General features: G+C 65.1%; 25 protein-coding genes. 19 read left to right on the top strand and 6 right to left on the bottom strand.

The window, feature by feature from the left end:
* Positions 1-40 precede the first annotated feature (40 nt).
* Positions 41-370, bottom strand: a complete 330-nt coding sequence (locus AC3WLX_RS31130) for a hypothetical protein (protein ID WP_492338804.1) — start codon at positions 368-370, stop codon at positions 41-43.
* A gap of 134 nt (positions 371-504) precedes the next feature.
* On the opposite strand from AC3WLX_RS31130, the gene AC3WLX_RS31125 reads away from it, so the two are divergent.
* Positions 505-1011, top strand: coding sequence for a hypothetical protein (locus AC3WLX_RS31125; RefSeq protein WP_492338803.1), 507 nt, complete (start codon positions 505-507; stop codon positions 1009-1011).
* 10 nt (positions 1012-1021) lie between these two features.
* Positions 1022-2032 carry a helix-turn-helix domain-containing protein gene (locus tag AC3WLX_RS31120; protein ID WP_492338802.1) on the top strand — a complete coding sequence of 337 codons (1011 nt, stop codon included), beginning with the start codon at positions 1022-1024 and terminating at the stop codon, positions 2030-2032.
* Here AC3WLX_RS31120 and AC3WLX_RS31115 read toward each other — a convergent pair.
* Positions 2029-2784, bottom strand: a complete 756-nt coding sequence (locus AC3WLX_RS31115; protein WP_492338801.1) for a 16S rRNA (uracil(1498)-N(3))-methyltransferase — start codon at positions 2782-2784, stop codon at positions 2029-2031. The two genes, AC3WLX_RS31120 and AC3WLX_RS31115, sit on opposite strands and share 4 nt — an antisense overlap.
* A 210-nt stretch (positions 2785-2994) precedes the next feature.
* On the opposite strand from AC3WLX_RS31115, the gene AC3WLX_RS31110 reads away from it, so the two are divergent.
* Together AC3WLX_RS31110 and ubiA are read left to right on the top strand one after the other, a co-directional pair.
* Entirely contained in the window at positions 2995-3657 is a 663-nt protein-coding gene (locus AC3WLX_RS31110; protein WP_492338800.1) for a hypothetical protein, read from the top strand.
* The gene (gene ubiA, locus AC3WLX_RS31105; RefSeq protein ID WP_492338799.1) at positions 3654-4586 is read left to right on the top strand and encodes a 4-hydroxybenzoate octaprenyltransferase; all 933 of its coding nucleotides are present in this window, start codon (positions 3654-3656) and stop codon (positions 4584-4586) included. The genes AC3WLX_RS31110 and ubiA overlap by 4 nt, the downstream gene beginning before the upstream one ends.
* Positions 4587-4707: 121 nt before the next feature.
* Here the strand turns inward: ubiA and AC3WLX_RS31100 are convergent, their stop codons facing one another.
* Positions 4708-5226, bottom strand: a complete 519-nt coding sequence (locus AC3WLX_RS31100) for a DUF6101 family protein (RefSeq protein ID WP_492338798.1) — start codon at positions 5224-5226, stop codon at positions 4708-4710.
* A 262-nt stretch (positions 5227-5488) separates the two neighbouring features.
* On the opposite strand from AC3WLX_RS31100, the gene AC3WLX_RS31095 reads away from it, so the two are divergent.
* The 6 genes from AC3WLX_RS31095 to lpxK are packed head-to-tail and all read left to right on the top strand — an operon-like array spanning position 5489 to position 11016.
* Positions 5489-6877 carry a TldD/PmbA family protein gene (locus AC3WLX_RS31095; protein WP_492338797.1) on the top strand — a complete coding sequence of 463 codons (1389 nt, stop codon included), beginning with the start codon at positions 5489-5491 and terminating at the stop codon, positions 6875-6877.
* Positions 6864-7682, top strand: a complete 819-nt coding sequence (locus AC3WLX_RS31090) for a 3'(2'),5'-bisphosphate nucleotidase CysQ (RefSeq protein ID WP_492338796.1) — start codon at positions 6864-6866, stop codon at positions 7680-7682. The genes AC3WLX_RS31095 and AC3WLX_RS31090 overlap by 14 nt, the downstream gene beginning before the upstream one ends.
* 60 nt (positions 7683-7742) lie before the next feature.
* Positions 7743-7985, top strand: a complete 243-nt coding sequence (locus AC3WLX_RS31085) for a DUF4170 domain-containing protein (protein ID WP_492338795.1) — start codon at positions 7743-7745, stop codon at positions 7983-7985.
* Positions 7982-8701: a lysophospholipid acyltransferase family protein gene (locus AC3WLX_RS31080; RefSeq protein WP_492338794.1), complete on the top strand. Its 720-nt coding sequence runs from the start codon at positions 7982-7984 to the stop codon at positions 8699-8701. Before AC3WLX_RS31085 ends, AC3WLX_RS31080 begins: the two co-directional genes overlap by 4 nt.
* Positions 8694-10010 carry a 3-deoxy-D-manno-octulosonic acid transferase gene (locus AC3WLX_RS31075; protein ID WP_492338793.1) on the top strand — a complete coding sequence of 439 codons (1317 nt, stop codon included), beginning with the start codon at positions 8694-8696 and terminating at the stop codon, positions 10008-10010. The genes AC3WLX_RS31080 and AC3WLX_RS31075 overlap by 8 nt, the downstream gene beginning before the upstream one ends.
* Positions 10003-11016: a tetraacyldisaccharide 4'-kinase gene (gene lpxK, locus AC3WLX_RS31070; RefSeq protein ID WP_492338792.1), complete on the top strand. Its 1014-nt coding sequence runs from the start codon at positions 10003-10005 to the stop codon at positions 11014-11016. The genes AC3WLX_RS31075 and lpxK overlap by 8 nt, the downstream gene beginning before the upstream one ends.
* 241 nt (positions 11017-11257) lie before the next feature.
* Here lpxK and AC3WLX_RS31065 read toward each other — a convergent pair whose 3' ends face one another.
* On the bottom strand, positions 11258-11482 hold the full coding sequence (locus tag AC3WLX_RS31065; RefSeq protein WP_291630104.1) for a DUF2093 domain-containing protein: 225 nt from the start codon (positions 11480-11482) through the stop codon (positions 11258-11260).
* Between the two features lie 191 nt (positions 11483-11673).
* Here AC3WLX_RS31065 and AC3WLX_RS31060 point away from each other — a divergent pair, with 191 nt between their 5' ends.
* Together AC3WLX_RS31060 and AC3WLX_RS31055 are read left to right on the top strand one after the other, a co-directional pair.
* Positions 11674-12462, top strand: a complete 789-nt coding sequence (locus tag AC3WLX_RS31060) for a dienelactone hydrolase family protein (RefSeq protein ID WP_492338791.1) — start codon at positions 11674-11676, stop codon at positions 12460-12462.
* Between the two features lie 135 nt (positions 12463-12597).
* Entirely contained in the window at positions 12598-12795 is a 198-nt protein-coding gene (locus AC3WLX_RS31055; RefSeq protein WP_492338790.1) for a hypothetical protein, read from the top strand.
* A 188-nt stretch (positions 12796-12983) separates the two neighbouring features.
* On the opposite strand, the gene xseA is transcribed toward AC3WLX_RS31055, so the two are convergent.
* Positions 12984-14606 (bottom strand): exodeoxyribonuclease VII large subunit, encoded by a 1623-nt coding sequence (gene xseA / locus AC3WLX_RS31050; protein WP_492338789.1) that lies wholly within the window; start codon positions 14604-14606, stop codon positions 12984-12986.
* A 172-nt stretch (positions 14607-14778) separates the two neighbouring features.
* Here xseA and AC3WLX_RS31045 point away from each other — a divergent pair, with 172 nt between their 5' ends.
* The 5 genes from AC3WLX_RS31045 (at position 14779) to AC3WLX_RS31025 (ending at position 18768) form a co-directional block, all read left to right on the top strand.
* Complete coding sequence (locus AC3WLX_RS31045) at positions 14779-15579, top strand: acetoacetate decarboxylase family protein (protein WP_492338788.1); 801 nt, start codon at positions 14779-14781, stop codon at positions 15577-15579.
* Between the two features lie 147 nt (positions 15580-15726).
* Positions 15727-16902 carry an ABC transporter substrate-binding protein gene (locus AC3WLX_RS31040; RefSeq protein ID WP_492338892.1) on the top strand — a complete coding sequence of 392 codons (1176 nt, stop codon included), beginning with the start codon at positions 15727-15729 and terminating at the stop codon, positions 16900-16902.
* Positions 16899-17657 (top strand): SDR family NAD(P)-dependent oxidoreductase, encoded by a 759-nt coding sequence (locus tag AC3WLX_RS31035; protein ID WP_492338787.1) that lies wholly within the window; start codon positions 16899-16901, stop codon positions 17655-17657. The genes AC3WLX_RS31040 and AC3WLX_RS31035 overlap by 4 nt, the downstream gene beginning before the upstream one ends.
* A gap of 154 nt (positions 17658-17811) precedes the next feature.
* The gene (locus AC3WLX_RS31030; RefSeq protein ID WP_492338891.1) at positions 17812-18393 is read left to right on the top strand and encodes a DUF1349 domain-containing protein; all 582 of its coding nucleotides are present in this window, start codon (positions 17812-17814) and stop codon (positions 18391-18393) included.
* A 186-nt stretch (positions 18394-18579) separates the two neighbouring features.
* Positions 18580-18768, top strand: a complete 189-nt coding sequence (locus AC3WLX_RS31025; protein WP_492338786.1) for a hypothetical protein — start codon at positions 18580-18582, stop codon at positions 18766-18768.
* Between the two features lie 438 nt (positions 18769-19206).
* Here AC3WLX_RS31025 and AC3WLX_RS31020 read toward each other — a convergent pair whose 3' ends face one another.
* Complete coding sequence (locus tag AC3WLX_RS31020; RefSeq protein ID WP_492338785.1) at positions 19207-19971, bottom strand: IclR family transcriptional regulator; 765 nt, start codon at positions 19969-19971, stop codon at positions 19207-19209.
* Between the two features lie 580 nt (positions 19972-20551).
* Here AC3WLX_RS31020 and AC3WLX_RS31015 point away from each other — a divergent pair.
* Together AC3WLX_RS31015 and AC3WLX_RS31010 are read left to right on the top strand one after the other, a co-directional pair.
* Positions 20552-21574: a hypothetical protein gene (locus AC3WLX_RS31015; RefSeq protein WP_492338784.1), complete on the top strand. Its 1023-nt coding sequence runs from the start codon at positions 20552-20554 to the stop codon at positions 21572-21574.
* A 113-nt stretch (positions 21575-21687) separates the two neighbouring features.
* Complete coding sequence (locus AC3WLX_RS31010) at positions 21688-22215, top strand: hypothetical protein (RefSeq protein WP_492338783.1); 528 nt, start codon at positions 21688-21690, stop codon at positions 22213-22215.
* Positions 22216-22624 lie beyond the last annotated feature (409 nt).

Here is a 22624-nt window from a genome sequence, read left to right as displayed (position 1 = left end):
AGGTCACGCTCTGACTTGAGACCAAAGTACCATAATACCCCTAATTGGGCTGGCTTTGTTCGCCAGACATTTCATTCGGCCAGGGGAGGGAAGTCCTGGCCGGGTCGACCGATGGTGTGACGGTCACGGCAAGCACCGACCCTGGCGCGGTGCACTCCGCGTCCTCTGCCAGTTGCTCGGCCAGTTCGAGCACCCTCTTCCGTCCGCCGGAATCGGTGAGGCGGAGAAATGCTTTGATGAGCCGCAGCTCCTCGCATTGCCTCGCGCCCGGCAGAACATCGTCATTCATAATCGTGTCTTCCATCGCGATCGCCACGTCGATGTCGCCCGCATCATCGAAGCGCTGACGTCGCGGAAGCCGTCGGCGCATGAGGGCTCATGGCCGCCGAGCGTCACAATGAAAAATTGAGAACCACAGGCAAGTCGCCCCATACTCATTTTGGGTATGGCCGATGATCCGCTCGCCGTGGCCATCGTTTACAAGATCAATACTGGTTTCGATTCATGCGCAATGCTTCAGATATTATCCGGACCGTCTCGCGGCACACGCTGGCTTACATGCTGTTCTCGATGAGCGAGTTGTTCCGGCACTACGACGAATTCGATCCGCTGGACCTTCTGATCATTCATGCGGTCCTGAATGCCAATGTCATCCACGTGATGAACGATCCGGCGTTGGACGAGAGATTTTCGAGCATTCATGCCGTCGAGCCGGATGTGATCAAGCAGGGGGTCTCGCGCGCCGCACTCTCCCGCTTCCTCAGCCTGCCGCTGGAGACGGTTCGCCGCCGCGTGACGGGACTGAAGAGGCGGAAGATCCTTGCCGAGACCAAGGCAGGACTCATCGTGACCGAGCAGAACGCATTCAGGTTTGGAAACAACCACGAACTTCAGAAGACCAACATGCTGTTGCTCACGAAGTTGCTTCGCGATCTCAGGCGTGCCGGCATTAGCGGGCCGGATGATCTGCGCACCGCCAGGGGCGCGGCGTCCGCAAGGAAGGCAAAGTAAGCGACACCACATGGATCAAGGCCATCTCGATACTGCGCGCGACGGAGCGCGCGAGCTGGCGACGGACCGCTTCATGTCCTTCCAGAAGCTCAAGCCGTCGTCGGCCCTCGAGCTCGAGGCATATGACATCGACCATTTCGGCGAGACCGAGAGATATGCCGGCGCGTCCAGCATGCCGTTGTCGGGCGGGGCGACGGCAATCATGCGGGCTCGACTGAGCCTGCCGACCCTCACTCTCTCGCTGGTGAAGAGCTTCCCGAGGATCGTTCGCGGCTATCAATTGACGGATGCCGCCGCCGTCGTGGTGCCGATGGATCACGTGACCTCGGCCCGCATCAACGGCCAATCGATGGGCAGTTCTATCGTCGTACTGAAGGGCACCTCTGATTGCGTGGTGTATGAGCCTGAGGGGCGCCTGATGGCTGTCGTGTATTTCGCTCCGCCGCAACGCGAGCCGTGGGTGCAACTGACGGATGGCTATCATCTGGTGAACCCGGCTGCGGACGCACTCGCCTCGCTGCGCCATCTCGTCTCGGTGACGCTGGAAATCGCGGCTCATGATCCGGACTTCCTGAACCAGCCGATGTCGCTGACCGCCGTCGAGCAGTCCCTGCTCGGCGCGATGGAAGCTGCGCTGCGCACCGGAGAGAGTGGCGGCCCGGTGTCGTCCGTGACGGATGGCTACCGGCGGATCGTCGCGGACATGGAAAGGCTGATCCGGCAAGATCTGAGCGTCTGGCACAAGACGACCGAGATGGCCAAGCAGGTGGGCGTGTCCGTTCGCACGCTACAGAGCGCGACACAGGCCATCTGCGGCATGAGCCCGCACCGCTACAGCCGAATTCTGCGACTCTGGTCGGTGCGCAAGCAGCTACGCAGCGGACCGGGGCAGCGCAGCGTGAAGGCCTGCGCGATCGCAAACGGCTTCTGGCATCTGAGCGAGTTCGCCGCGAGTTACAGGGCGGCCTTCGGGGAGCTGCCATCCGAAACGCTGCACCGCGCGGTGCGGGAAGCGAGCTAACCGCCGCCGCCGCGCCAATCGCCCAGCACCGCCTGCACCAGCGCCAGGGCGGCCACTGCGGCGGTGTCGGCCCGCATGATTCGTGGGCCCAGCGCCAGCCTCAGGATATTGGGCTGCCGCAGCAATAGGGCCCGTTCTTCCTCGGCAAAGCCGCCTTCGGGGCCGATCAACACGTCGATACCTTTGACGGCCTCGCTCGCGCCGCGCAGGCTCTCGACGGGATCCTGGATCTCCGCCGCCTCGTCGCAAAAGATCAGCAGGCGGTCCTGAGGGCGCTGGCTGAGATACCGCGCCAGCGGTACCGGCTCGGCCACGGTCGCGATGCTGAGGATGCCGCACTGCTCGGCGGCCTCGACGACATTGGCGCGCATCCGCTCGGTGTTGACGCGGGAGGCCTGGGTGAACCGGGTGACGACCGGCTGAAGCGCGGCGGCCCCCATCTCGATGGCTTTCTGCACCATGTAGTCCAGCCGGGCATGCTTGAGCGGGGCGAAAACGTAGGTGAGGTCGGCAAGCCGGTCCTGCGGGCGGGTCTGCTGGAGGATGACGAGGCCGTCCGGCCGTTTGCGGCCCTCGATGGCGGCCTGCCACTCTCCATCGCGGCCATTGAAGGCGAGGACCTCGGCCCCTGCGGCCAGCCGCAGCACATTGCCGAGATAATTGCCCTGGTCGCGGTCGAGCGGCACCCTTGCGTCCTGGGCCAGGGGGGCGTCAACGAACAGGCGGGGGGCACGAAAATCGTGGGAAGGCATCGCTTGGGGGTCCGATTGCCGGCCGTTCTTAACCGAAAGGCGCCATTTCGGGGGTAAATATTGCCAGGCTGGTGCGTCCCAGCGCCGCGCTCTCGCCCTATTCCACGGGTTGTTAAGCGCCGGCGGGAATCGTAAAAACGCGAACACGCTGGTTGCGCTTCAATTTGGAAGCCCTGAGCCCCGTAAGCTTCTGCCGGAGAGACCAATTTGATGATCCGTCATTTGATGGTTCCTGTCACTGCCGCAATGGTCACGATGGGCGCAGCCGGCGCCTGTGCGCAAAGCGCATTCCCGGCGCCGCTGCCCAACCAGGCTGCCACCAATTCCCCGTTCCCTCCGGTCAACGGTTCGGCCCCGGCCGCTTCGGTCGGCGCGGCGCCGCAATCGTCCTTTCCGGTCAATGGCGCGGCCCCCGTCGGCGGTGCGGGCGCTTTCAGCGCCGCGCCGCCGACGCAAGCCGGTCCCGGCGAGGACTGCATGAAGGCCTTCGTTCCGCTGCGCGAGGAGGCCGAGAAGCGCGGCAAGCTGATCAAGGCTGCGAGCGACCGTCACGCGCCGCCGGACGAGGCCTGCAAGCTGATCCGCAATTTCAGTCAGGCCGAGACCAAGATGATCAAATACATCGAGGCGAACTCCGCCAAATGCGGAATCCCGCCGCAGGTCGGCGCGCAGATGAAGGACGGCCACAAGAACACCGAGGCCATGGCGGCGAAGGTCTGTAACGTTGCAATGCAGATGCAGCAACAGCAGGCGCGCCCCGCAGGCCCGTCGCTCAGCGAGGTGCTGGGATCGGGATCGGCGCCTGAGGCCAATGTCGGCAAGAAGGGCGGCAGCACCTTCGATACGCTCAACGGCAACGTCCTGACCCGATGAGCGACACATCCGCCCGCGTTGCCGATTCCACCGGCAACTGGGTCGATACGCTGGCCCCGCCATGGGCGCGGCCCTATTTGCGCCTCTCCCGCTTCGACCGTCCGATCGGCTCCTGGCTTCTGTTGATGCCGTGTTGGTGGTCGGCTGCGCTCGCGAGCGGCATGGCGCATGACGTCCGCGCCCTACCGCTCACCATCGTGCTGTTCTTCGTCGGCGCTTTCGTGATGCGCGGGGCGGGCTGCACCTGGAACGACATCACCGACCGCGACCTCGACGACAAGGTCGAGCGTACTCGCTCGCGGCCGCTGCCGTCAGGGCAGGTGACCACGAAGCAGGCGCTGGTCTTCATGGTCGCGCAGGCGCTGATCGGCCTCGTGGTGCTGTTGCAGTTTAACCGATTCGCGGTCCTGACCGGCATCGCCTCGCTCGTGATCGTCGCGGCCTATCCCTTCATGAAGCGCATCACCTGGTGGCCGCAGATCGTGCTCGGGCTGGCCTTCTCCTGGGGCGCCCTGATGGGATTTGCCGTTACCTTCGGACGCATCGATATCACCGCGCTCGTGCTCTATGCCGGTGCGATTTCCTGGGTGATCGGCTACGACACGATCTACGCGCATCAGGACGCCGAGGACGACGCCCTGATCGGCATCAGGTCCACCGCGCGCCTGTTCGGTGCTCACACGCACCAGGCGCTGGTCCTGTTCTACGGGCTCGCGGTGATGCTGATCGGCGTCGCGCTGGCCTCGGCCGATGCGCGCTGGCCGGCCTGGCTCGGCCTTGCCGCCTTCGCCGGGCATCTGGCCTGGCAGATCGCACGCTTGCGGATCGAGAATCCCGAACTGTGCCTGCGCCTGTTCAAGTCGAACCGTGATGCAGGTTTGCTGCTGTTTGCGGGATTGCTGGTGGATGCCGTGATGCGGACGGCGTAATTGGTAGATGGCGTAGGGTGGGCAAAGGCGCTCTTGCGCCGTGCCCGCCATCTCTCAATGATTGATAAAATAAAGTGGGCACGCTTCGCTTTGCCCACCCTACGGCACCTGTGATGGCCGCTTAATTCCGCGCGATGATCTCGAGCTCGCCCATATGAACCGGCAGCTCGCGCGCCATCGCTACGCGCCGGCGCATCAAAAATTTCGGGCGGCGGGCGCGGATCGCATTGGCGCGGCGGCGGCGCGGCGCGGGCTTGCGCGCGCCTTCGTCGAGCTGCGGCAGCGCGAAGATCTCGCTCCAGATCGCCCAGGCCTGCGCGATTTCGTCGGCATCGGCTCCGACCAGCAGCGGGACGGAGAGCGAGGGATCGCGATGCACGAGCACGAGCGTCTGCGCTTCGTCGCCGCCGCGCAAGGCGACGCCGGTGAAGTCGGCGACACGCACGTTGATCGCCATCCTCATGCCGCGCACGGCACGGCGCAGCACGACGCGTTCGCGATGAAGCTCGATCTGCCGCGTATATCCGTCGGCGCGCGGATCATGCGCGTCGAAGCGGACCGGTAGGGAAAGAGGGTCGAGCCGCAGCGAGCGGCTCGACCCGGCGGGATTGGCCCCGCATGTTGCTGTTTGACGCCTCACGGCTTGGTTCTCCCCGCCGGGATTATGTTCCCGGTCGATGCGAGGACCTTAGCGCGGCCCGTTCCGAAACCGCTTAAAAAGGCTGGTTAACCCACCGTCACTGCTCCTCATGATTGACAAGACCTTGGCGCGCATGATTGACGAGACGTTGCGCCGACGTCGCGAATCTGAGCTTCTGCGGGCCGAAAATGCTTGAAGTCCGCGCCATCAGGGCACATCTGTGGGTTCCGGTCCCGACCCCCGCCCCAACAGGATTTCGTTCGTGAACTCTTCCCCATTCGCAAGCTCGAACACAGCCCATCGCGACCTGTTGGATCAGTCCGCGCTCTCCGATCTCGCGCAGCGGCTGGTCGAGGCGGCCAAGCGCGCCGGCGCCGATGCGGCCGACGCGGTCGCGGTGCGCGGTGTCTCGCAAGGCGTCGAGGTCCGCGACGGCCGCGTCGAGGAATCCGAGCGCTCCGAAGGCGACGACGTCGGCCTGCGGGTGCTGGTCGGCCAGCGCCAGGCGGTGGTCTCGACGAACGACGTCAGCGGCGATGCCGTCACCAAGCTCGCCGAGCGTGCGGTCGCGATGGCGCGCGTGGCGCCCGACGACAAATATGTCGGTCTCGCCGATCCCGCGCTGCTCGCGCGCGACTTCCCCGATCTCGACCTGCTCGATCCCGACCTGCCCACGACCGCTGAGCTCGAGCGCCGCGCGCTCGCGGCCGAAGCTGCGGCGCTCGCCGTCAAGGGCGTGACCAAATCCGGCGGCGCGTCCGCCTCCGCCGGCATCGGCGGCATGGTGCTCGTCACCTCGACCGGCTTCCACGGCTCTTACCTGCGCTCCAGCCAGGGCATCTCCGCTACCGCCATCTCGGGCGAAGGCACCGGCATGGAGCGCGATTACGACTTTACCTCGGCGCCGCATGGCGCCGATCTGCTGTCGCCGGAAACCGTCGGCCGCTCCGCCGGCGAGCGCACCGTCGCGCGCTACAATCCGCGCAAGGTCGAGACCTGCAAGGTGCCGGTCGTGTTCGATCCGCGCGTCGCGGGCTCGCTGGTCGGCCATCTCGTCGGCGCCATCAACGGCGCCTCGATCGCGCGCAAGACCAGCTTCCTGAAAGACAAGCTCGGCCAGCCTCTGTTCGCCAAGAACATCCGCATCGTCGACGATCCCTTGCGCAAGCGCGGCCTGCGCTCGCAGACCTTCGACGCCGAAGGCGTCGCAGTGAAGCGGACCGCGCTGGTCGACGAGGGCGTGCTGACGACCTGGCTGCTCGACTGCGCCACCGCGCGCGAGCTCGGCCTCGCCACCACCGGCCATGCCCATCGCGGCGTCTCGTCCTCGCCCTCGCCCGGGCCGTACAATCTGCATCTCGAGCCGGGCACGCCGACGCCGGCCGAATTGATCTCGGATATCAAACAGGGCTTCTACGTCACCGATCTGATCGGCTCCGGCGTCAACGGCGTCACCGGCGATTACAGCCGCGGCGCCTCCGGTTTCTGGATCGAGAACGGCGAGATCACCTATCCCGTCAGCGAGGTCACGATCGCCGGCCATCTGTTCGAGATCTTCAAGTCGATGCAGCCCGCGAACAATCTCGAATTCCGCTACGGCATCAATGCGCCGACGGTGCGCATCGAGGGCTTGACGCTTGGCGGACGCTGACGCGCAACCCCTGGACGCGACCATCCTGGCGCGCGATGCGGCGCTGCTGAAGGAGACGGTGCGGGACGCCGGCGCGCTGGCGCAATCGATGTTCCGGACCGAGCTGAGAAAGTGGACCAAGGGCGCGTCCTCGCCGGTGTCGGAGGCCGACATCGCCGTCAACGACCTGCTCGAAGCGCGCCTGCGGGCTGCGACCCCCGATTACGGCTGGCTGTCCGAGGAGAGCGCCGACGACGCGGGCCGGCTGTCGCGGCGGCTAACCTGGATCGTCGATCCCATCGACGGCACCCGCAACTATCTCGGCGGCCATGACGAATGGTGCGTCAGTGTCGCGCTGGTTGCGGATGCCTCGCCGGTGCTGGCCGCGGTGTTCGCCCCGGCGAGCGAGGAGTTCTTTTTCGCCGCGCGGGGCCAGGGCACGACGCTCAACGACAAGCCGGTGCGCGCGACGCGCGGATCCGAGCTCGACTTCGCCCGCGTCGCCGGCCCGAAGCCGCTGGTCGAGCGGCTGAAGCCGTCGCTCGGCGTGATCAAGCTGCACCGGCGAATCGGTTCGCTGGCGCTGCGGCTGTGCCGGGTCGCCCATGGCGCGCTGGATGCGGCCTTTGCGGGCGGCAACAGCCATGATTGGGATCTTGCGGCGGCCGATTTGATCGTGCAGGAAGCGGATGGTAGGATGAGCGACCTCTCCGGAGAACCCATCCTCTATAACCGCCGGGAAGTGACGCACGGGGTGCTGGTGGCGGCGGGACACGATCGGCATGCGGGCATTGTCGCGCATTTTCGAAACCGGTCCCTGGCCTGAAGCGCTCCGTCGTGCTTGTCGGACACTGCTTTGCCGGGCAGCCCGTTAGGAAGAGAACCCATGCCAGATAGCGCCCCGCAACAACTGCTCCACCTCGTCATCGGCGGTGAGCTCGTCGATCTCAAGGGCAACACCTTCAAGAACCTCGACGACGTCGAGGTCGTCGGCCTCTATCCGAACTATGCCGCCGCCCACGCCGCCTGGCGCGCCAAGGCGCAGAGCACGGTCGACAACGCGCAGATGCGCTACTTCATCGTCCACCTCCACCGGCTGCTCGATCCGAACCAAGAACCGGCGCGTTGAAGAAACTGCTTCGCAATACGCTGCGAAGCAGCTGGTTTCAGCGTGCCGTCGGGGTCCTGGCGGCCGAATATCTGCGTCTGGTCTGGCGGACCAACCGCTTCAGGTTCGATCCGCCCGAGGTCTACGAGCGCGTCGAGCCGCAGCTCCCTGCGATCTTCGCGTTCTGGCACGGCCAGCATTTCCTCACGCCCTTCATCAAGAACCAGGACAAGGCCTCCTATCGCGCCAAGGTGCTGATCTCCCGCCATCGCGACGGCGAGTTCAACGCGATCGCGGCCGAACGGCTCGGCATCGGAACCATCCGCGGCTCCGGCGACCATGGCGGGGCGTTCCATCGCAAGGGCGGTGTGGGTGCCTTCAAGGAAATGGTGCGGACGCTGCAGGCCGGCTGTAATGTCGCGCTGACCGCCGACGTTCCCAAGCGCTCGCGCGTGGCGGGGCTCGGCATTATCATGCTGGCACGGGAATCGGGACGGCCGATCATGCCTTTCGCGATGGCGACCAGCCGCTTCGTCCGGCTCAGGAACTGGGACCGCACCACCATCAACCTGCCGTTCGGGCGGGGCGCATTGGTCGGCATCAAGGAAATCCACGTGCCCTCGGATGCGGATGCCGCCGCGATGGAAGCGTTGCGGCAGGAGCTGGAGGATACGTTGAACGAGGCGACCCGGCGCGCCTATCAGCAGCTCGGCCGCCCGGGGCCGGAAGATGTCTAAATCGCTTCCCATTGCGTTGCCGATCACGCTGCGGATGTACCGGCGCCTGGCTAGCGGCCTCGTGCCGCTCGCGCCCGCGCTGATCAAGCGGCGGCTGAAGCAGGGCAAGGAGGATCCCGCGCGCGTCGGCGAGCGGCGGGGGCTGTCGCGCGACGTGCGGCCGCATGGCCCGCTGGTCTGGATCCACGGCGCCAGCGTCGGCGAGGTGCTGGCCGCGGCCGCGCTGATCGAGCGGCTGCGCGAGCTCAACCTTCGCATCCTGCTGACCTCGGGGACCGTCACCTCGGCCGCGGTCGTGGCAAAACGCTTTCCGCCCGACGTGATCCATCAATACGTGCCGTACGACTCGCCGCGCTATGTCGCGCGCTTCCTCGACCATTGGAAGCCGTCGCTGGCGCTGTTCATCGAATCCGATCTGTGGCCGAACCTGATCCTGGCCGGCGCGTCGCGCCGCCTGCCGATGGTGCTGATCAACGGGCGGATGTCGCCGCGCTCCTTCCCGCGCTGGCGGCGCATGCACGGCACCATCTCGGCCTTGCTGTCGCGCTTCGACATCTGCCTTGCGCAGTCGAAGCTGGACGCCGAGCGCTTTTCCGCGCTCGGCGGCCGCGACGTCGTCACCACGGGCAATCTCAAGCTCGACGTGCCGGCGCCGCCGGCCGACCCCGCCAAGCTCGAGCGGCTAATAGCGATGACGCGCGGACGCCCCATCGTCGTCGCCGCCTCGACCCATCCGGGCGAGGACGAGCTGCTGCTGGCGGCGCATCGCAGCCTCGTCGGGATCTTCCCGCAGCTTCTCACCGTGATCGTGCCGCGGCATCCGGATCGCGGCTCCTCGATCGCGGGCCTGGTCACCGCCTCCGGTCTGAAGCCCGGCTTGCGCTCGCGCGAGGAGCTGCCGACGGCTGCGACCGACGTCTATGTCGCCGACACCATGGGCGAGCTCGGCCTGTTCTATCGTCTCTCGCCCATCGTGTTCATGGGTGGATCGCTGATCCCCCATGGCGGGCAGAATCCGATCGAGGCGATCAAGCTCGGCGCCGCGATCGTCCATGGTCCGCACGTGTTCAACTTCACTGACGTCTACGAGGCGCTCGATACCGGCGGCGGGGCGCGGCAGGCCGACACGCAGGACGCTTTGGTCAAGCAGCTCGGCCTGCTGCTGGCCGAGCCGAGCGTGCGCGACAAGATGCAGCGCGCAGGCGTGGGCGTGGTCGAGCAGCTCGGCGGTGCGCTCGATCGCACCATGACCGCGCTCGAGCCGTATCTGTTGCAGTTGCGGATCGAGATGGGGGCCGCCAATGCGTGAGCCGGCCTTCTGGTACCGGCCACGTTCCCTCCAATCCCACGCGTTATGGCCGCTCGGAGCGCTCTACGGCGCGATCACCGCATGGCGCATGCAGCGCGACGGCGTCGACGCCGGCATTCCCGTGATCTGCGTCGGCAACTACCATGTCGGCGGCGCCGGCAAGACGCCGACCGTGCTGGCACTGACCAGGCTTTTGCGCGAGCTCGGCGAGACGCCGGTCGTGCTCAGCCGCGGCTATGGCGGGCGCCTCGCGGGCCCTGTCATGGTCGACCGCGAGCGACACGATGCGGCCGACATCGGCGACGAGCCGCTGATGATGGCGCGCGACGTCCCGGTTGCGGTGGCGCGCGATCGCCTCGACGGCGTCGCGCTGGCAAAGTCGCAGGGCGCGACCGTGATCCTGATGGACGACGGTTTCCAGAATCCGGCTCTGCTGAAAGACGCCTCGCTGATCGTGATCGACAGCGCGCGCGGCCTCGGCAACGGCCAGGTGTTTCCCGCGGGCCCCCTGCGCGCGCCGCTCGCGGCGCAGCTCGCGCGCACGGACGCGCTGGTGCTGATCGGCGACGGCCATGCCGCCGACGATGTCGCCGCGGAAATCGTAAAACGCAACAAGCCGGCGCTGCGCGCGCGCTTGAATCCGGATGCGGCCTCGCTCGCGCAGCTCTCCGGCAAGCGGGTGTTCGCCTTCGCCGGCATCGGCGATCCCGAGCGCTTCTTCCGCAGCTTGCGTGCGAGCGGCATCGACGTCGCGCGCACGCGCGCCTTCGCCGACCACCACATGTTCTCGGACGACGAGATCGCAGCGCTCACAGCGGACGCAGAGCGCGAGCAGCTCACGCTGGTGACGACGGAAAAGGACCTCGCACGCCTGCGCGGCCGCGCAAGCCTGCCTGACATCGTGCCGTTCGCGGTCCAGCTCGCGTTCGACGACCCGGCGCAGCTCGAGCGATTGATCAGCGATCATCTCTACAAGGCGCGCGAGCGACTGTTCGCGAGGCGATGATCTCGTCGATCTCGTAGGGTGGGTTAGCTCTGCAATTGCGCGAAGCGCAGTTGCAGGGCGTAACCCACCATCTTCGTCCCGCATTTGCCGACGCATGGTGGGTTACGCCGATCAGATGCGCTTCGCGCATCCGCCCCGCTAACCCACCCTACGCAGTTCGCCATTCAGGCGACATTCACAGCAAAGCTTCTATCGATCTGCTGTCGATCAGGAGAATGCGATGAAACGACCGCTTGCGGGATCACGCCTGCTTGAGCGCGCCCGGAAAGTGCCGCTGCAGCACAGCCGCGGGCGTGGCATAGGCCTCCTGCAGATCCACGCTCCAGTACTTCAATTCGTCGAGCGGGATGCGCGCATCGGTGATCGCGCAGCGCACATAGGTTCCCGGCGAGATCACGCGGAAATCGCCGTCGAGATACTGCACCTGCGCTTCGCCATGGCCCGAGGGGCCGAACTTGTTCAGCACGGTCGAAAGTCTCCGCGGAAGGCCGCTCCATGGACCTTGGAGGGCACGATGTGTCGGACGGGATGTAACATAGATGGGGTGGCTTGTCCGCCCGTTAAACCCACCGGTTTGTGATGTTTTGCCGCCGTTTCCGCATGATAATTCTTCAGCTGAACGGGCGCTGGTTCCGGCGCCTTTCGCGGCAGACCCCGATGCGCCTTCGCCTGACTGCCCTGATCCTGACGCTGCTGATGCCGGCCGCGCATGCCGCGCCGGTGCCGCAGCAGGTCGACATCCCGCTGGCGTCGGGCGTCCTGCATGCGCAGCTCTACAAGCCCGCGGGCGAGGGGCCGTTTCCGACGGTGATCGCGCTGCATGGCTGCGGTGGGCTCGCTAGCCATTCCGATCCCGTGCTGCCGCGCTATCGCGCCTGGGCCGAGCGCCTGCTTAAGGCCGGCCATGCCGTGCTGCTGCCCGACAGCTACGGCTCGCGCGATCTCGGTCCGCAATGCCGCGTCAAGGAGATGCACGTCAAGATGCGGCGCGAACGTGTCGCCGACATCGCGGCCTCGCGCGCCTGGCTGATGCAGCAGCCTTTCGTGGCGCGCGACCGCGTCAGCCTGGTCGGCTGGGCCAATGGCGCGAGCGCGCTGCTCTGGGCCGTGCGTCCGCAAGCCGCGCGCCGCGATCTGGAGCCGGACTTCCGCGCCGCGATCGCGTTCTATCCGGATTGCCGGATTTCGGCGGGTTTGGGGTGGAGCGCGCGGGTGCCGACGCTGGTCTTGATCGGCGCCGATGACGACGTGTCCTCGCCGTCGGCCTGCCGCCAGATGGTGGATGGCGCGCGCGGCCGCAGCGCGCTGGCGCGCATCGTGGTCTATCCCGGCGCCGATCACGACTTCGACCGCGCCGGCACGCAGCTGCATGCATCAGCCGAACCTACGGATGCCGAGGCCCGCGCGGAATCGCAGAAGGACGTCGCGGACTGGCTGGCGCGGTGAGGACGATCCAGTAGCCCGGATGAGCGCCGCGACATCCCGGGAAGACTGTTCCCGCATATCGCTTTCGCCTTCGCTCTACCGAGCTACGGCGGACAAGTCGCTCATGCGGGCTACGCCTCTGGCGCGGTGAGGCGGATGAGCGGGCTTGCCATCATTCGACCACGATATCGATTCAACGCAATCGTCATGCGCAACCGCATCACCCTCTTCGCCTCCGCCCTGATCGTCTTCACCGTCGCGATCCTGCTGTTCGAGGCCCACGCCGGCCAGCAGCGTGCGGCGGACCATTGCGGCTTCTGGACCACGATCGACGCGGGACTGTCCTGCCGCTGAGGCGCACCAGTCCGTCACCGTCACCCTGAGGTGCTCGCCTCTTCGGCGAGCCTCGAAGGGCGACGGCTCGGCTGCATCTCGGCGTACATCCTTCGAGGCTCACCATGCGACGCGCTGCGTCGTATGGTTCGCACCTCAGGATGACGGGCTGGCACGCAAAATGCCGCGAGAGCAGAGAGGCGCGCGCCTCAGAACAAGCTGCCCTGGTCCACCGGCTTGGCGACGCGCTTCGGCGCAGTCTTCACATCCTGCACCGCCGCCTTCGCCTGCGCCGGCGCGCGCCTGGCGACCGGTGCCGGCCGATCCGCATCCGCGGTCGCGCCGACACGCCCATCCGCGAACTCGATCTCGACCCGTGCGCCGGGGCCGATCGCGTCAGCCGCATGCACGGGATGCCCGGCCTCGTCGCGCACCAGCGCGAAGCCGCGCGCGAGCACGCTGCGATAGGACAGCGCCGAGAGCAGCTTGCCGCTGTTCTCGACCCGCGTGTCGAGCCGGTGCAGCAGCGTCGCCAGCGCGCGCCCCGCGCGTTCGGCCAGGCGATGCGTGCGCTCGCGCTGGCGGGCAATCGCGTTGCGCTGGGCCTGCGCGTTGGAAAGCTTGGAGGCGCGCAGGCGCACCTCCAGTCCCGCGAAGCGGTCGCGCCGCCGTCGCAGCAGCGCGCGCGCGGAGAGACCAAGCCGCTCGCCGCAAACCGTGAGGCGATGATCGGCCTGCGAGATCTGCCCGTGCAGCACCCGCAGCGTCAGCTTCGAACTCGCCGCGGTAAACCGGCGGAAATGCGCATGCGTGTTGGCCTTGAGGCAGCGGGGCAGGGACGCGCCGGCCGAATCCAGCCGCTGCCGCGGGATCGCGAGCAGATCGCCGGCCGCCGGCAGCGCGCGGGCCGCTGCACGCAGCTCGCTGCGGCGGCTTTCCTGGGCGCGCTGCCAATACGCGCGGGTGCGGCGGCCGAGATCGGCGACCTCGACGAACAATTCGCTGCGCACCGGCACCGCCATCTCGGCCGCGGCCGTCGGCGTCGGCGCGCGCTTGTCGGCGACGAAGTCGATCAGCGTGATGTCGGTCTCGTGCCCCACCGCCGAGATCAGCGGGATCATGCTCTCGGCCGCGGCCCGTACCACGATCTCCTCGTTGAACGACCAGAGATCCTCCAGCGAGCCGCCGCCGCGCGCGACGATGAGCACGTCGGGCCGCGGAATCCTGCCGCCTTCGGGCAGCGCGTTGAAGCCGCGGATCGCGGCCGCGACCTGCTCGGCCGAGCCGTCGCCCTGCACCTTCACCGGCCACACCAGCACGCGGCGGGGAAAGCGGTCCTCCAGCCGGTGCAGGATGTCGCGGATGACGGCGCCGGTCGGCGAGGTCACGACGCCGATCACCTCCGGCAGCCAGGGCAGCAGCTGCTTGCGCGCCTCGTCGAACAGCCCTTCCGCGGCCAGCTTCTTCTTGCGCTCCTCCATCAGCGCCATCAGCGCGCCGATGCCGGCCGGCTCCAGCGCCTCGATCACGATCTGGTATTTCGAGGAGCCCGGATAGGTCGTCAGCTTGCCGGTGGCGATCACCTCGAGCCCCTCCTGGGGCTTGAAGCGCATCCGCCCGTGCACGCCCTTCCAGATCACCGCCTCGATCTTGGCGCTCTCGTCCTTGAGCGCGAAATAGCAATGCCCGGAGGAATGGGCGCCGCGGAAGCCCGAGATCTCGCCGCGGACCCGGACATGGCCGAAGGCGTCCTCGACCGTCCGCTTCAGGGACAGCGACAGTTCGGAGACGGTGAATTCAGGCGCGTTGAGCAGTTGTTCCGCAGGCGGCATCGGCAAACGATTCGGGGTTGTGGGATTGAGGGCGACGTTAGGGATTTTCGCCAGCCGGCGCCAATCGATTCGACGAGTGCGGAACCGCTCTGGGGACGGCTGCTTGACTCGCCTTGTATTTCATATATGAAAGTTAAAAATCATATATGAACAAAGAGAGGAAGCGGACCCGATGACCGTGGCCGATCCCGCCGATCCAGCTCGACGCATGTTTGCGCAGTACCGGCTCAAGCCGAACAGCGGGGTCAATCCGCCCTATTCACCGGCCTATCCCGTCGAGTGGGGCTGCACCCTGCGGACTGTCGAGATCATGACCCGCGTCGCGCCGGGCAAGGTCGCTTCCCTGCTTGCCGACACGCCGTTCGAGATCGCCAGCGATCGCGTCGCCTTCCGCTTTATGCGTTCCCCCGGCCACTCCCTGGCGGTCCACGCGGGCGAGATGTTCGATCTGATGATCTCCGTGCCGGTCCGGTACAAGGGGCTGTTCACCGAGACGCATATCTTCATGTACTGCAGCGATCCCATGGGGATCTGCGCCGGGCGCGAGGTGTTCGGCTACACCAAGAAGGACGCGCACTACGCCTTCGACGAGCACGCCGATGGATCGATCACCGGATGGGTCCGGCGCCGCGGCATTCCGCTGGCCGATTTCGCCTTCACGCCGGATGCATCAGCACCCGTCGTCCGCATCGTCGATGGCGACGAACTGCCGGCCGGCGAAATCCATGTGCGCCGCCTGCCGCATCCCGAGCGGCTCGGCATCGCCTATGCGGACATCGCCTATCGCCGCACCCCGTTGAAATACTCGAAGCCGGTGCCGGGGCGTGCCGCGATGACGCTGCACGCCAGCGAGTACGATCCGATTGCCGATCTCGAGCCGGAAATCCTCGGCGCGCATTTCATGGTGTCGGAGGTCTATGGCGGCGGATTCGAGGTCGAGGACCGGCGGCTCATCGAGCGGCTCATTCCCTGACGACAAGATCAGCCTGCGCGCGATGTACGTGCGGGCGGCGAAGCGGGAAGAAACACGCACGAGGCAAAGGAGGGATTCGACATGGAAGGACGATTTCGGGTGAGCCGCCGCCGGCTGCTGGCCGGCGCCGGCGGATTGGCGCTGGGCATGACGGGCCTCGGCGCACGGGCCCAGGAGACGAAGCCGCTCCGCATCGGCGTGCTGACGGACATGTCCAGCCTCTATGCCGATGTCACCGGCCCGGGCTCGCTGCTGGCGGCGAAAATGGCGGTCGAGGATTTCCAGGCGTCCGGTCCGAAGATGACCCGGCCGATCGAGATCATCAGCGGCGATCACATGAACAAGGCCGATGTCGGCGCCAACATCGCGCGCGAATGGATCGATCGCCAGGGGGTCGATGTCATCGTCGACGCGCCGAATTCAGCTGTCGCACTCGCGGTCCGTAACATCGTGCAGCAGAACAACAAGACGCTGCTGGTGTCCGGCGCCTCGTCGTCGGACCTGACCGGCAAGTCCTGCTCGCCCAATCTCGTGCACTGGACCTACGATACCTACGCGCTCTCGTCGGGCGTCGCGCGCGCCGTCGTCGAGAGCGGCGGCAAGAGCTGGTTCCTGCTCACTGCCGACTATGCCTTCGGCCATGCCATGGAAGGCGACATCAAGAACGTCGTGCAGAAATCCGGCGGCAAGGTTCTCGGCGGGGTCCGCACGCCGATCAACACGCAGGACTTCTCCTCCTTCCTGCTGCAGGCCCAGTCGTCGAAGGCGGAGATCATCGCGTTGATCAATGCCGGCGGCGACACCATCAACTCCATCAAGCAGGCGGTCGAGTTCGGCATTCCGCAAGGCGGCCAGCGCGTCGTCGCGACGGTGCTGTATCTCAGCGACGTGCATTCGCTCGGCCTGAAGATCGCGCAGGGCCTGCAGTTCACCGAATCCTTCTACTGGGATCTGAATGACGACACGCGCGCCTGGACCAAGCGCTTCGCGCCGCGCAACAACGGCCGCTATCCCACCGCGCTGCACGCGGGCGCCTATGCCACGACGCTGCACTACCTCAAGGCCGTCGATGCGCTCGGCGCCTCCAGCGACGGCAAGGCGGTGGTCGAGCAGATGAAGAAGCTGCCGACCGACGATCCCCTGTTCGGCAAGGGCAGCGTGCGCGCCGACGGTCGCAAGCTGCACAACATGTACCTGTTCGAGGTGAAGACGCCCGAAGCTTCCAAATATCCCTGGGACTATTACAAGCTGGTCAAGACCATCGCGCCGGCCGAGGCCTGGCGGCCTCTCGCGGATGGCGGCTGCGAATTCCCCAAGTCGTGAGCGGCACTGACCGGCCGCCGGTCGCGCTGGTCACCGGCGGCGGGGGCGATATCGGGCGCGCGATTGCGCTCAAGCTGGCGCGGATGAGCGCCGCGGTCGCGATCGTCGACCGCGACGAGGCGGCCGCACGCGCCACCGCGCAACTGGTCGAGGAGGGCGGGGCGAAGGCGCTCGCCATCCGCGCCGATGTCTCGCTCGCGTCGGATACGATCGCGTTCGTCGAGGCGGTCGAAACGCGCTTGGGGCCGATCGGCATCTTCGCCAACAATGCCGGGATCGAGGGCGTCGTCGCGCCGCTTCACGAATATCCCGACGAAACGTTCGATCGCGTGCTGCAGGTGAACGTCAAGGGCGTGTTTCTCGGCCTCAAGCACGTGCTCGCCAGGATGATGCAGCGCGGGACCGGCGCGATCATCAACACCGCATCGACCTCGGCGATCCGGGGGCGCGCAGGCCTCGCCGGCTATGTCGCGTCCAAGCACGCCGTGCTCGGGCTGACACGCACGGCGGCGCTCGATGTCGCGGGGACCAGGATCAGGGTCAACGCGGTTCTGCCCGGACCGGTCGAGTCGCGCATGATCCGCGAACTGGAAGGCCAGGCGCGCGACGGCGGCATTGCATTGCGCCAAAGCCGTGCGACGGCGCATGGCCGGCCGCAGGATGTCGCGAACGTCGTTGCTTTCCTCGCGTCCGGCGAGGCCGCGCACGTGAATGGTGCGGCCTGGGTCGTGGACGGCGGGACGACGCTGGCGTAAGGCGCGGGCGCATCAAGGCACCTCCGCCTCCGGAGCATTGAAGCGCACATCTGTCGATCGGCCAGGCGTGACCGCTTGTGACCCCCAGGCGGACCTGGGCGCGGACGGACGAGTTGTGCTCAGGTGGTGCACGGGCGTTCGATGGAGCATGAGGATGTTTGGTCAGTCTGGCGGCGTTTGGTTGAACGAGCCGAGAAAGTGGTCCGAAAGGGACAACTACCTCGGGCTGGAAACGGACCAGGCCACCGATTTCTGGCGCGAAACGCATTACGGCTTCATCCGCGACAGCGGACACTTCCTCGCTTTCCAGGCGGGAGACGCGTTCACGGCCGAACTTCGCGTCCGAGGTCATTTCAAGGCGCTCTACGATCAGGCGGGCCTGATGGTGCGCATCGACGAACGGCGCTGGCTCAAGGCTGGCATAGAGTTTTCGGACGGGCGTGCCATGCTGTCCAGCGTGCTGACGGCGGGGCAATCGGACTGGGCGACAGCCCCCTATGAGCACGACCCCAGCGACTTCCGACTGCGCGTCACGATTGCGCATGGCGTCCTTCGTTTGCAGGCATCGAGCGATGGCAAGACATGGCCCCTGATGCGGCTTGCGCCGTTCGCCGAAAGCTCCTCCTATCTTGTCGGACCCATGGCCTGCACGCCGGAGCGTTCGGGATTGGAAGTCGCTTTTTCCGATTTCCGGCTGACGCCGCCGCTCGGCAAGGAGCTTCACGATCTGGGGTGATGAGCACCGGCCCGTCGAAGTGCGCCTGGCGCATCGATGGCGGCGGTTCGGCTGGTGTGCCGCGGCTCGACGAAGAGCGTCGAAGGCACGAGGAACAATGTCTCGGCGATCTCATTGGAACGCTGGTACGTCCAATCCGGGACCAGCGAGATTCCTGGGAGGCGTCTTGTCAGGAAGGAGCCACCAATGGATGACGAACGAAAAGCATCAAAGGCAGGGCAACAGGCCGCCGAAGGCTTGCGTGAAGCGGCGTCCAGGGACGAAGCGAAAAACGAGAGCAAGATGGGGCACGATCTAGCCAAGGGGGCTGATCGCTTCGAAGAGCGCTCGAAAAGCTCCGATGGAAAAAGCGCAGAAGAGAAACAAGAGGGCTGAAGGCAGCTGAGCACGACGGCAAGATCTGCTCGCGCATCGCGTTTGAGCGGGTTGGCTTCGGCTGAAGCTATCGCGGCGGGTTCGGTGCAACCTCTCCCGCCTGCGGGAGAGGTCGCGCCGAAGGCGCGGGTGAGGGCTATCTCCTCTAGGGGGCTATCCCATTGCAGAAACACCCTCTCCCGTGAGCGCAGGGCAATCGCATATGGAAGCGATTTCGCTGTGGCCATCCTTCGAGACGCCCGCCGATGGCGGGCCCTCAGGATGAGGACCGAGTGCGTCGCACCAGTTTCAACGAGCACCGATGCTGCTTAGCCTCACCCTGAGGGACCGCGAAGCGGTCGTCTCGAAGGGCGAGGCGCGTGCTCAGGTCTTTCAAAAAAGCCATACGCGGTTGCCCTGCTCCCAAGCGGGAGAGGGAGTCACCCGATCTCATCACGCCTAGGCAACGCCGCCGATCTTCTCGGAGACGATCCTGGCCGCGCTGCGCAGCTCGGCGGCGATGGTGCCGGCTTCCGTTGCGGGGATTTGTTCCTGCTTCACCAGCGGAACGGTCATCGCGGCCACCGCGCGGCCGGAGGCTTCGATGATCGGGCAGCTATAGGCCAGGATGCGCGTATAGCCGTCGTCATTGGAGAAGTTTCCGCCCTCCGCCGAGATGCGGTCGAGCGCCGCAAGCGCCTTCCTCGGGCTGATCCGGTCGTTGGTCGCGATGACCTGCGCCAGCTCTTCGCGCCGGCCCTCGAGCTGGAAGGCCGCCAGCACCTTGGCCGAGGCGTATTGCTGGGTGAGCGGAAACACCGCGCCGACCTTGACCGACCAGCCCATCAGCCATTCCGGCTCGATCCGGGCGATCACCATGAACTGCTCGCCGTGCAGCACCGTGAGATGACAGGACAATTGCACGCGCGAGGCGAGCTGCTCCATCACCGGCAGCGCCGCCTTCAGCAGCCGCTCGGTCGGCGGGAATTGCGAGGCGATCCGGAACAGCTTCAGCGTCAGCGTGTATTCGCCGGTCGCGGGGTCGCGCGCGACATAGCCACGGCGCTCCAGCGCCACCAGCATCCGGAAGATCTCGCTGACGGAGCGCCCGACGCGTTCGGCAAGCTGCTTCTGGCTCATCCCGCGCGCAGCGCCCGCCAGCGCCTCCAGAAGGTCCAGCCCTTTTTCGAGGGCGGGCGCGCCCGGCTGCGGCTTTTCAGTCATCCCTGGGCCTTGTTGGATCAGCGCTTCGCGAGCACGCGGGGGAAATGCGATTCCCGTGTAGCCGATTGCTCGCGTCGCGAAAAGCCGATCGCAGGTGAGCGCCTAGCGGAGCTCGACGATATCATCCGCCAGCCGCTGCGGCTGAAGATCATGGCCGCGCTCGACGCGCTGCCCGGCGGCATCAGATTACGGTGGCGGTGCAGTCCAGTGCACTATCGAGGGCAACTAGTGCTTTGGCTTTGGAATTTAATGCACTGTCACCGTAATTCCGACCGCAAATGACGACGAAGCGCGGATGGTGACAGCCCGGCTACGTCTTTCGAGTGCCGAGAGACACGGGTGATGGGCTTCACGAGAACTCAACCCCTCCTACAGACTGAACATGCTCAAGGCGGATGGAGCAATCCGTCGGACCTTAGCTATTATCTGTGACGGTGCACTAATCCATGTCAATTGACGGCGCGTGGATGCGAACTAAGGTCGTTGCGTGAGCCGACCGAGCGGCAAAGAATGATGTAAATTGTGACGGACCGCGGCAACTGATTCGTCTGGGTCGGTGTCGCTTAATTTTGGGACAGCTATGGCCTCCGAGAAGCAGCCGCGAGCGCATTACCTTGTTGATTTTGCGACGCGTTATTCAGGATGGCGTATAAACAATACTCTAAATGCCCGAGCCGCGATTTGGCGCGCGGAGAGCCTGATCGGAGATGCCGAAGCCCTGGCAAGGTTGAGCGCGGATGCAGAGACAAAGGATATAGAATTCGGGACTGTCCGAAGGACTTTTGAGATCATTGACTACTTCGTGGTCGGCTACGTCACTTGTCTCGAATGGCATGCGCGCTCTCGGCTTGTTGATCTTATGCAATTTCGACCGTCATGCATTGAGACGAGTGACGTGAAGAAGATAGCAGATTTAGCCCTGAGCCAAATGATCGCGAAGGGCGTCACTGTTCCGCAACTGCTAGGTGCTGCAGCAAGCGTTTCCCAAATCAGAGAGTACCTTGAAATCTTCAAGCGTGTGTTCAGCGAGCTGGGCATTAACGAGATGATTGAACGAGAGCTTAGGTCGACAAAAACAAACATCGATCTGTATGTCGAAGGTGCTGATTGCAGCTTGTACGGAATACTGGATCACATGTTTGAGCTGCGCAACCAGCTCGTCCATGAGATAGGTTTAGGCGTCGTTGGCCAACAATCAATTCGCGACATTTGGGACCCGACACGCGCGGTAGAGTTCGGGCAAGCCGTGATAGCTGCAATGAAATTGATTGAAGCAAAACTTACAGCTATGGCTCCGTCGGGGTTCCCAAATCGTCTGGACCAAGAGTTCCTCCCGGAGGACGAGCTTGAAAAGCTCAAGGCACAGATTTTTGCCGTTGAAGAAGAGTTGAGTGCAAGTCTCGTCGGCTTTGATTGCGCGTCGCCTTGGAGTGAAGCGCTCATGGCGAGCAGAGAAGGTCTTGAGAAGGAGCTGTGTTTCATAGACAGCGCAGACTTCTTCTCGCCGGTTTGGCACCTTAGCCCACGCAGGCGTATCCAGATTGAATACCTTAAGACGCGGCTGAGCTATCTTTCACTTCTAAAGTCTGAAGCCGTAGGCTGACGCAATCGCTGTGCGGATTGAAAGCGGAATTGCGGCAGCGCGCTAAACGGGGGCAACTAGTGCTCAAGGCTTTGGATTTTTGTGCACTGCCGCCGTAATTCGGAATAACAGACATGGCGCTCACGGACATCGAGCTGTTCACCGCGTGCATGAACTTCACGCTGCACCACACCCACGAGTCGGAGCAGCAGACCTTCAAGGAATTGGAGACCAGTGGCGCAACGCGGCTGGTCAATGCCTTGCGTGTGTTTCGACTTCAGCGCGCGGTTCTTGCCGTCGGCATGTTCTCGATGTTCGAGGCTCTGCTGCAATCCAAACTGAAATGGAAGGATCCAGTCGTCCAGCTCGACGACTACCTGCGCGCACACAACAAGAAGGAACTTGCCTCGGCAATCGCTGACTACAGGCTTGCCGTCAACGCTCTTAAACACGGCGAGGGCAGGAGCCACAAAGAGCTTCTCGCGAGAGCCGACAAGCTCGAATTTAAGGTTCGCGCGAACGACGACCATTTTTGCCGAGAAGGTGACGTCACCGATGTCGGCACTCTTGTTGATGTCGACGACAAATTCGTGCGCCGTTGCGCGGAGTTGATCGAGCAAGCGTCAGAAACAATTCGCGATCTGCTCGACTCTGCCGACTAGTCTCCTTCAAAAGGCTTTGGGTTTGAGTTTAGGGTACCGTCGCCTGTAACCTGAGGAGCAAGTAGCAAGCCGCGGCTTGATCAATCCGGCATCTCCGCTCTCGCGGCAAGCACGCGTGATGTTGGACGCCTGCTCACTTTTTGAAACGCAACCCCACCAACGCAAGTACGATCAGAAACGCTGCAACAATTGCGGTCGTTCCTTGAGCACTAAGGCTCATACCCCAGAAGTATAGTTCGAGTTTATCCATGGCGCAGCTCTCCTTGAAAATTCAGAGCTGTCTCTTCGGGGGATGATTTATTTGCCTTCCGATTTGGTCGGGCGTCAAGAGTCGGCGTATCCGGGCAGTGACGGGTTCGAGCCCGCACGCAGGGGCTGTAAGTGCCTTTAAAGGGCGCAACGCCGCGTG

Source organism: Bradyrhizobium sp. FW305-F6, assembly GCF_058782905.1.
This window is presented reverse-complemented; position numbering and strand designations above follow the sequence as displayed.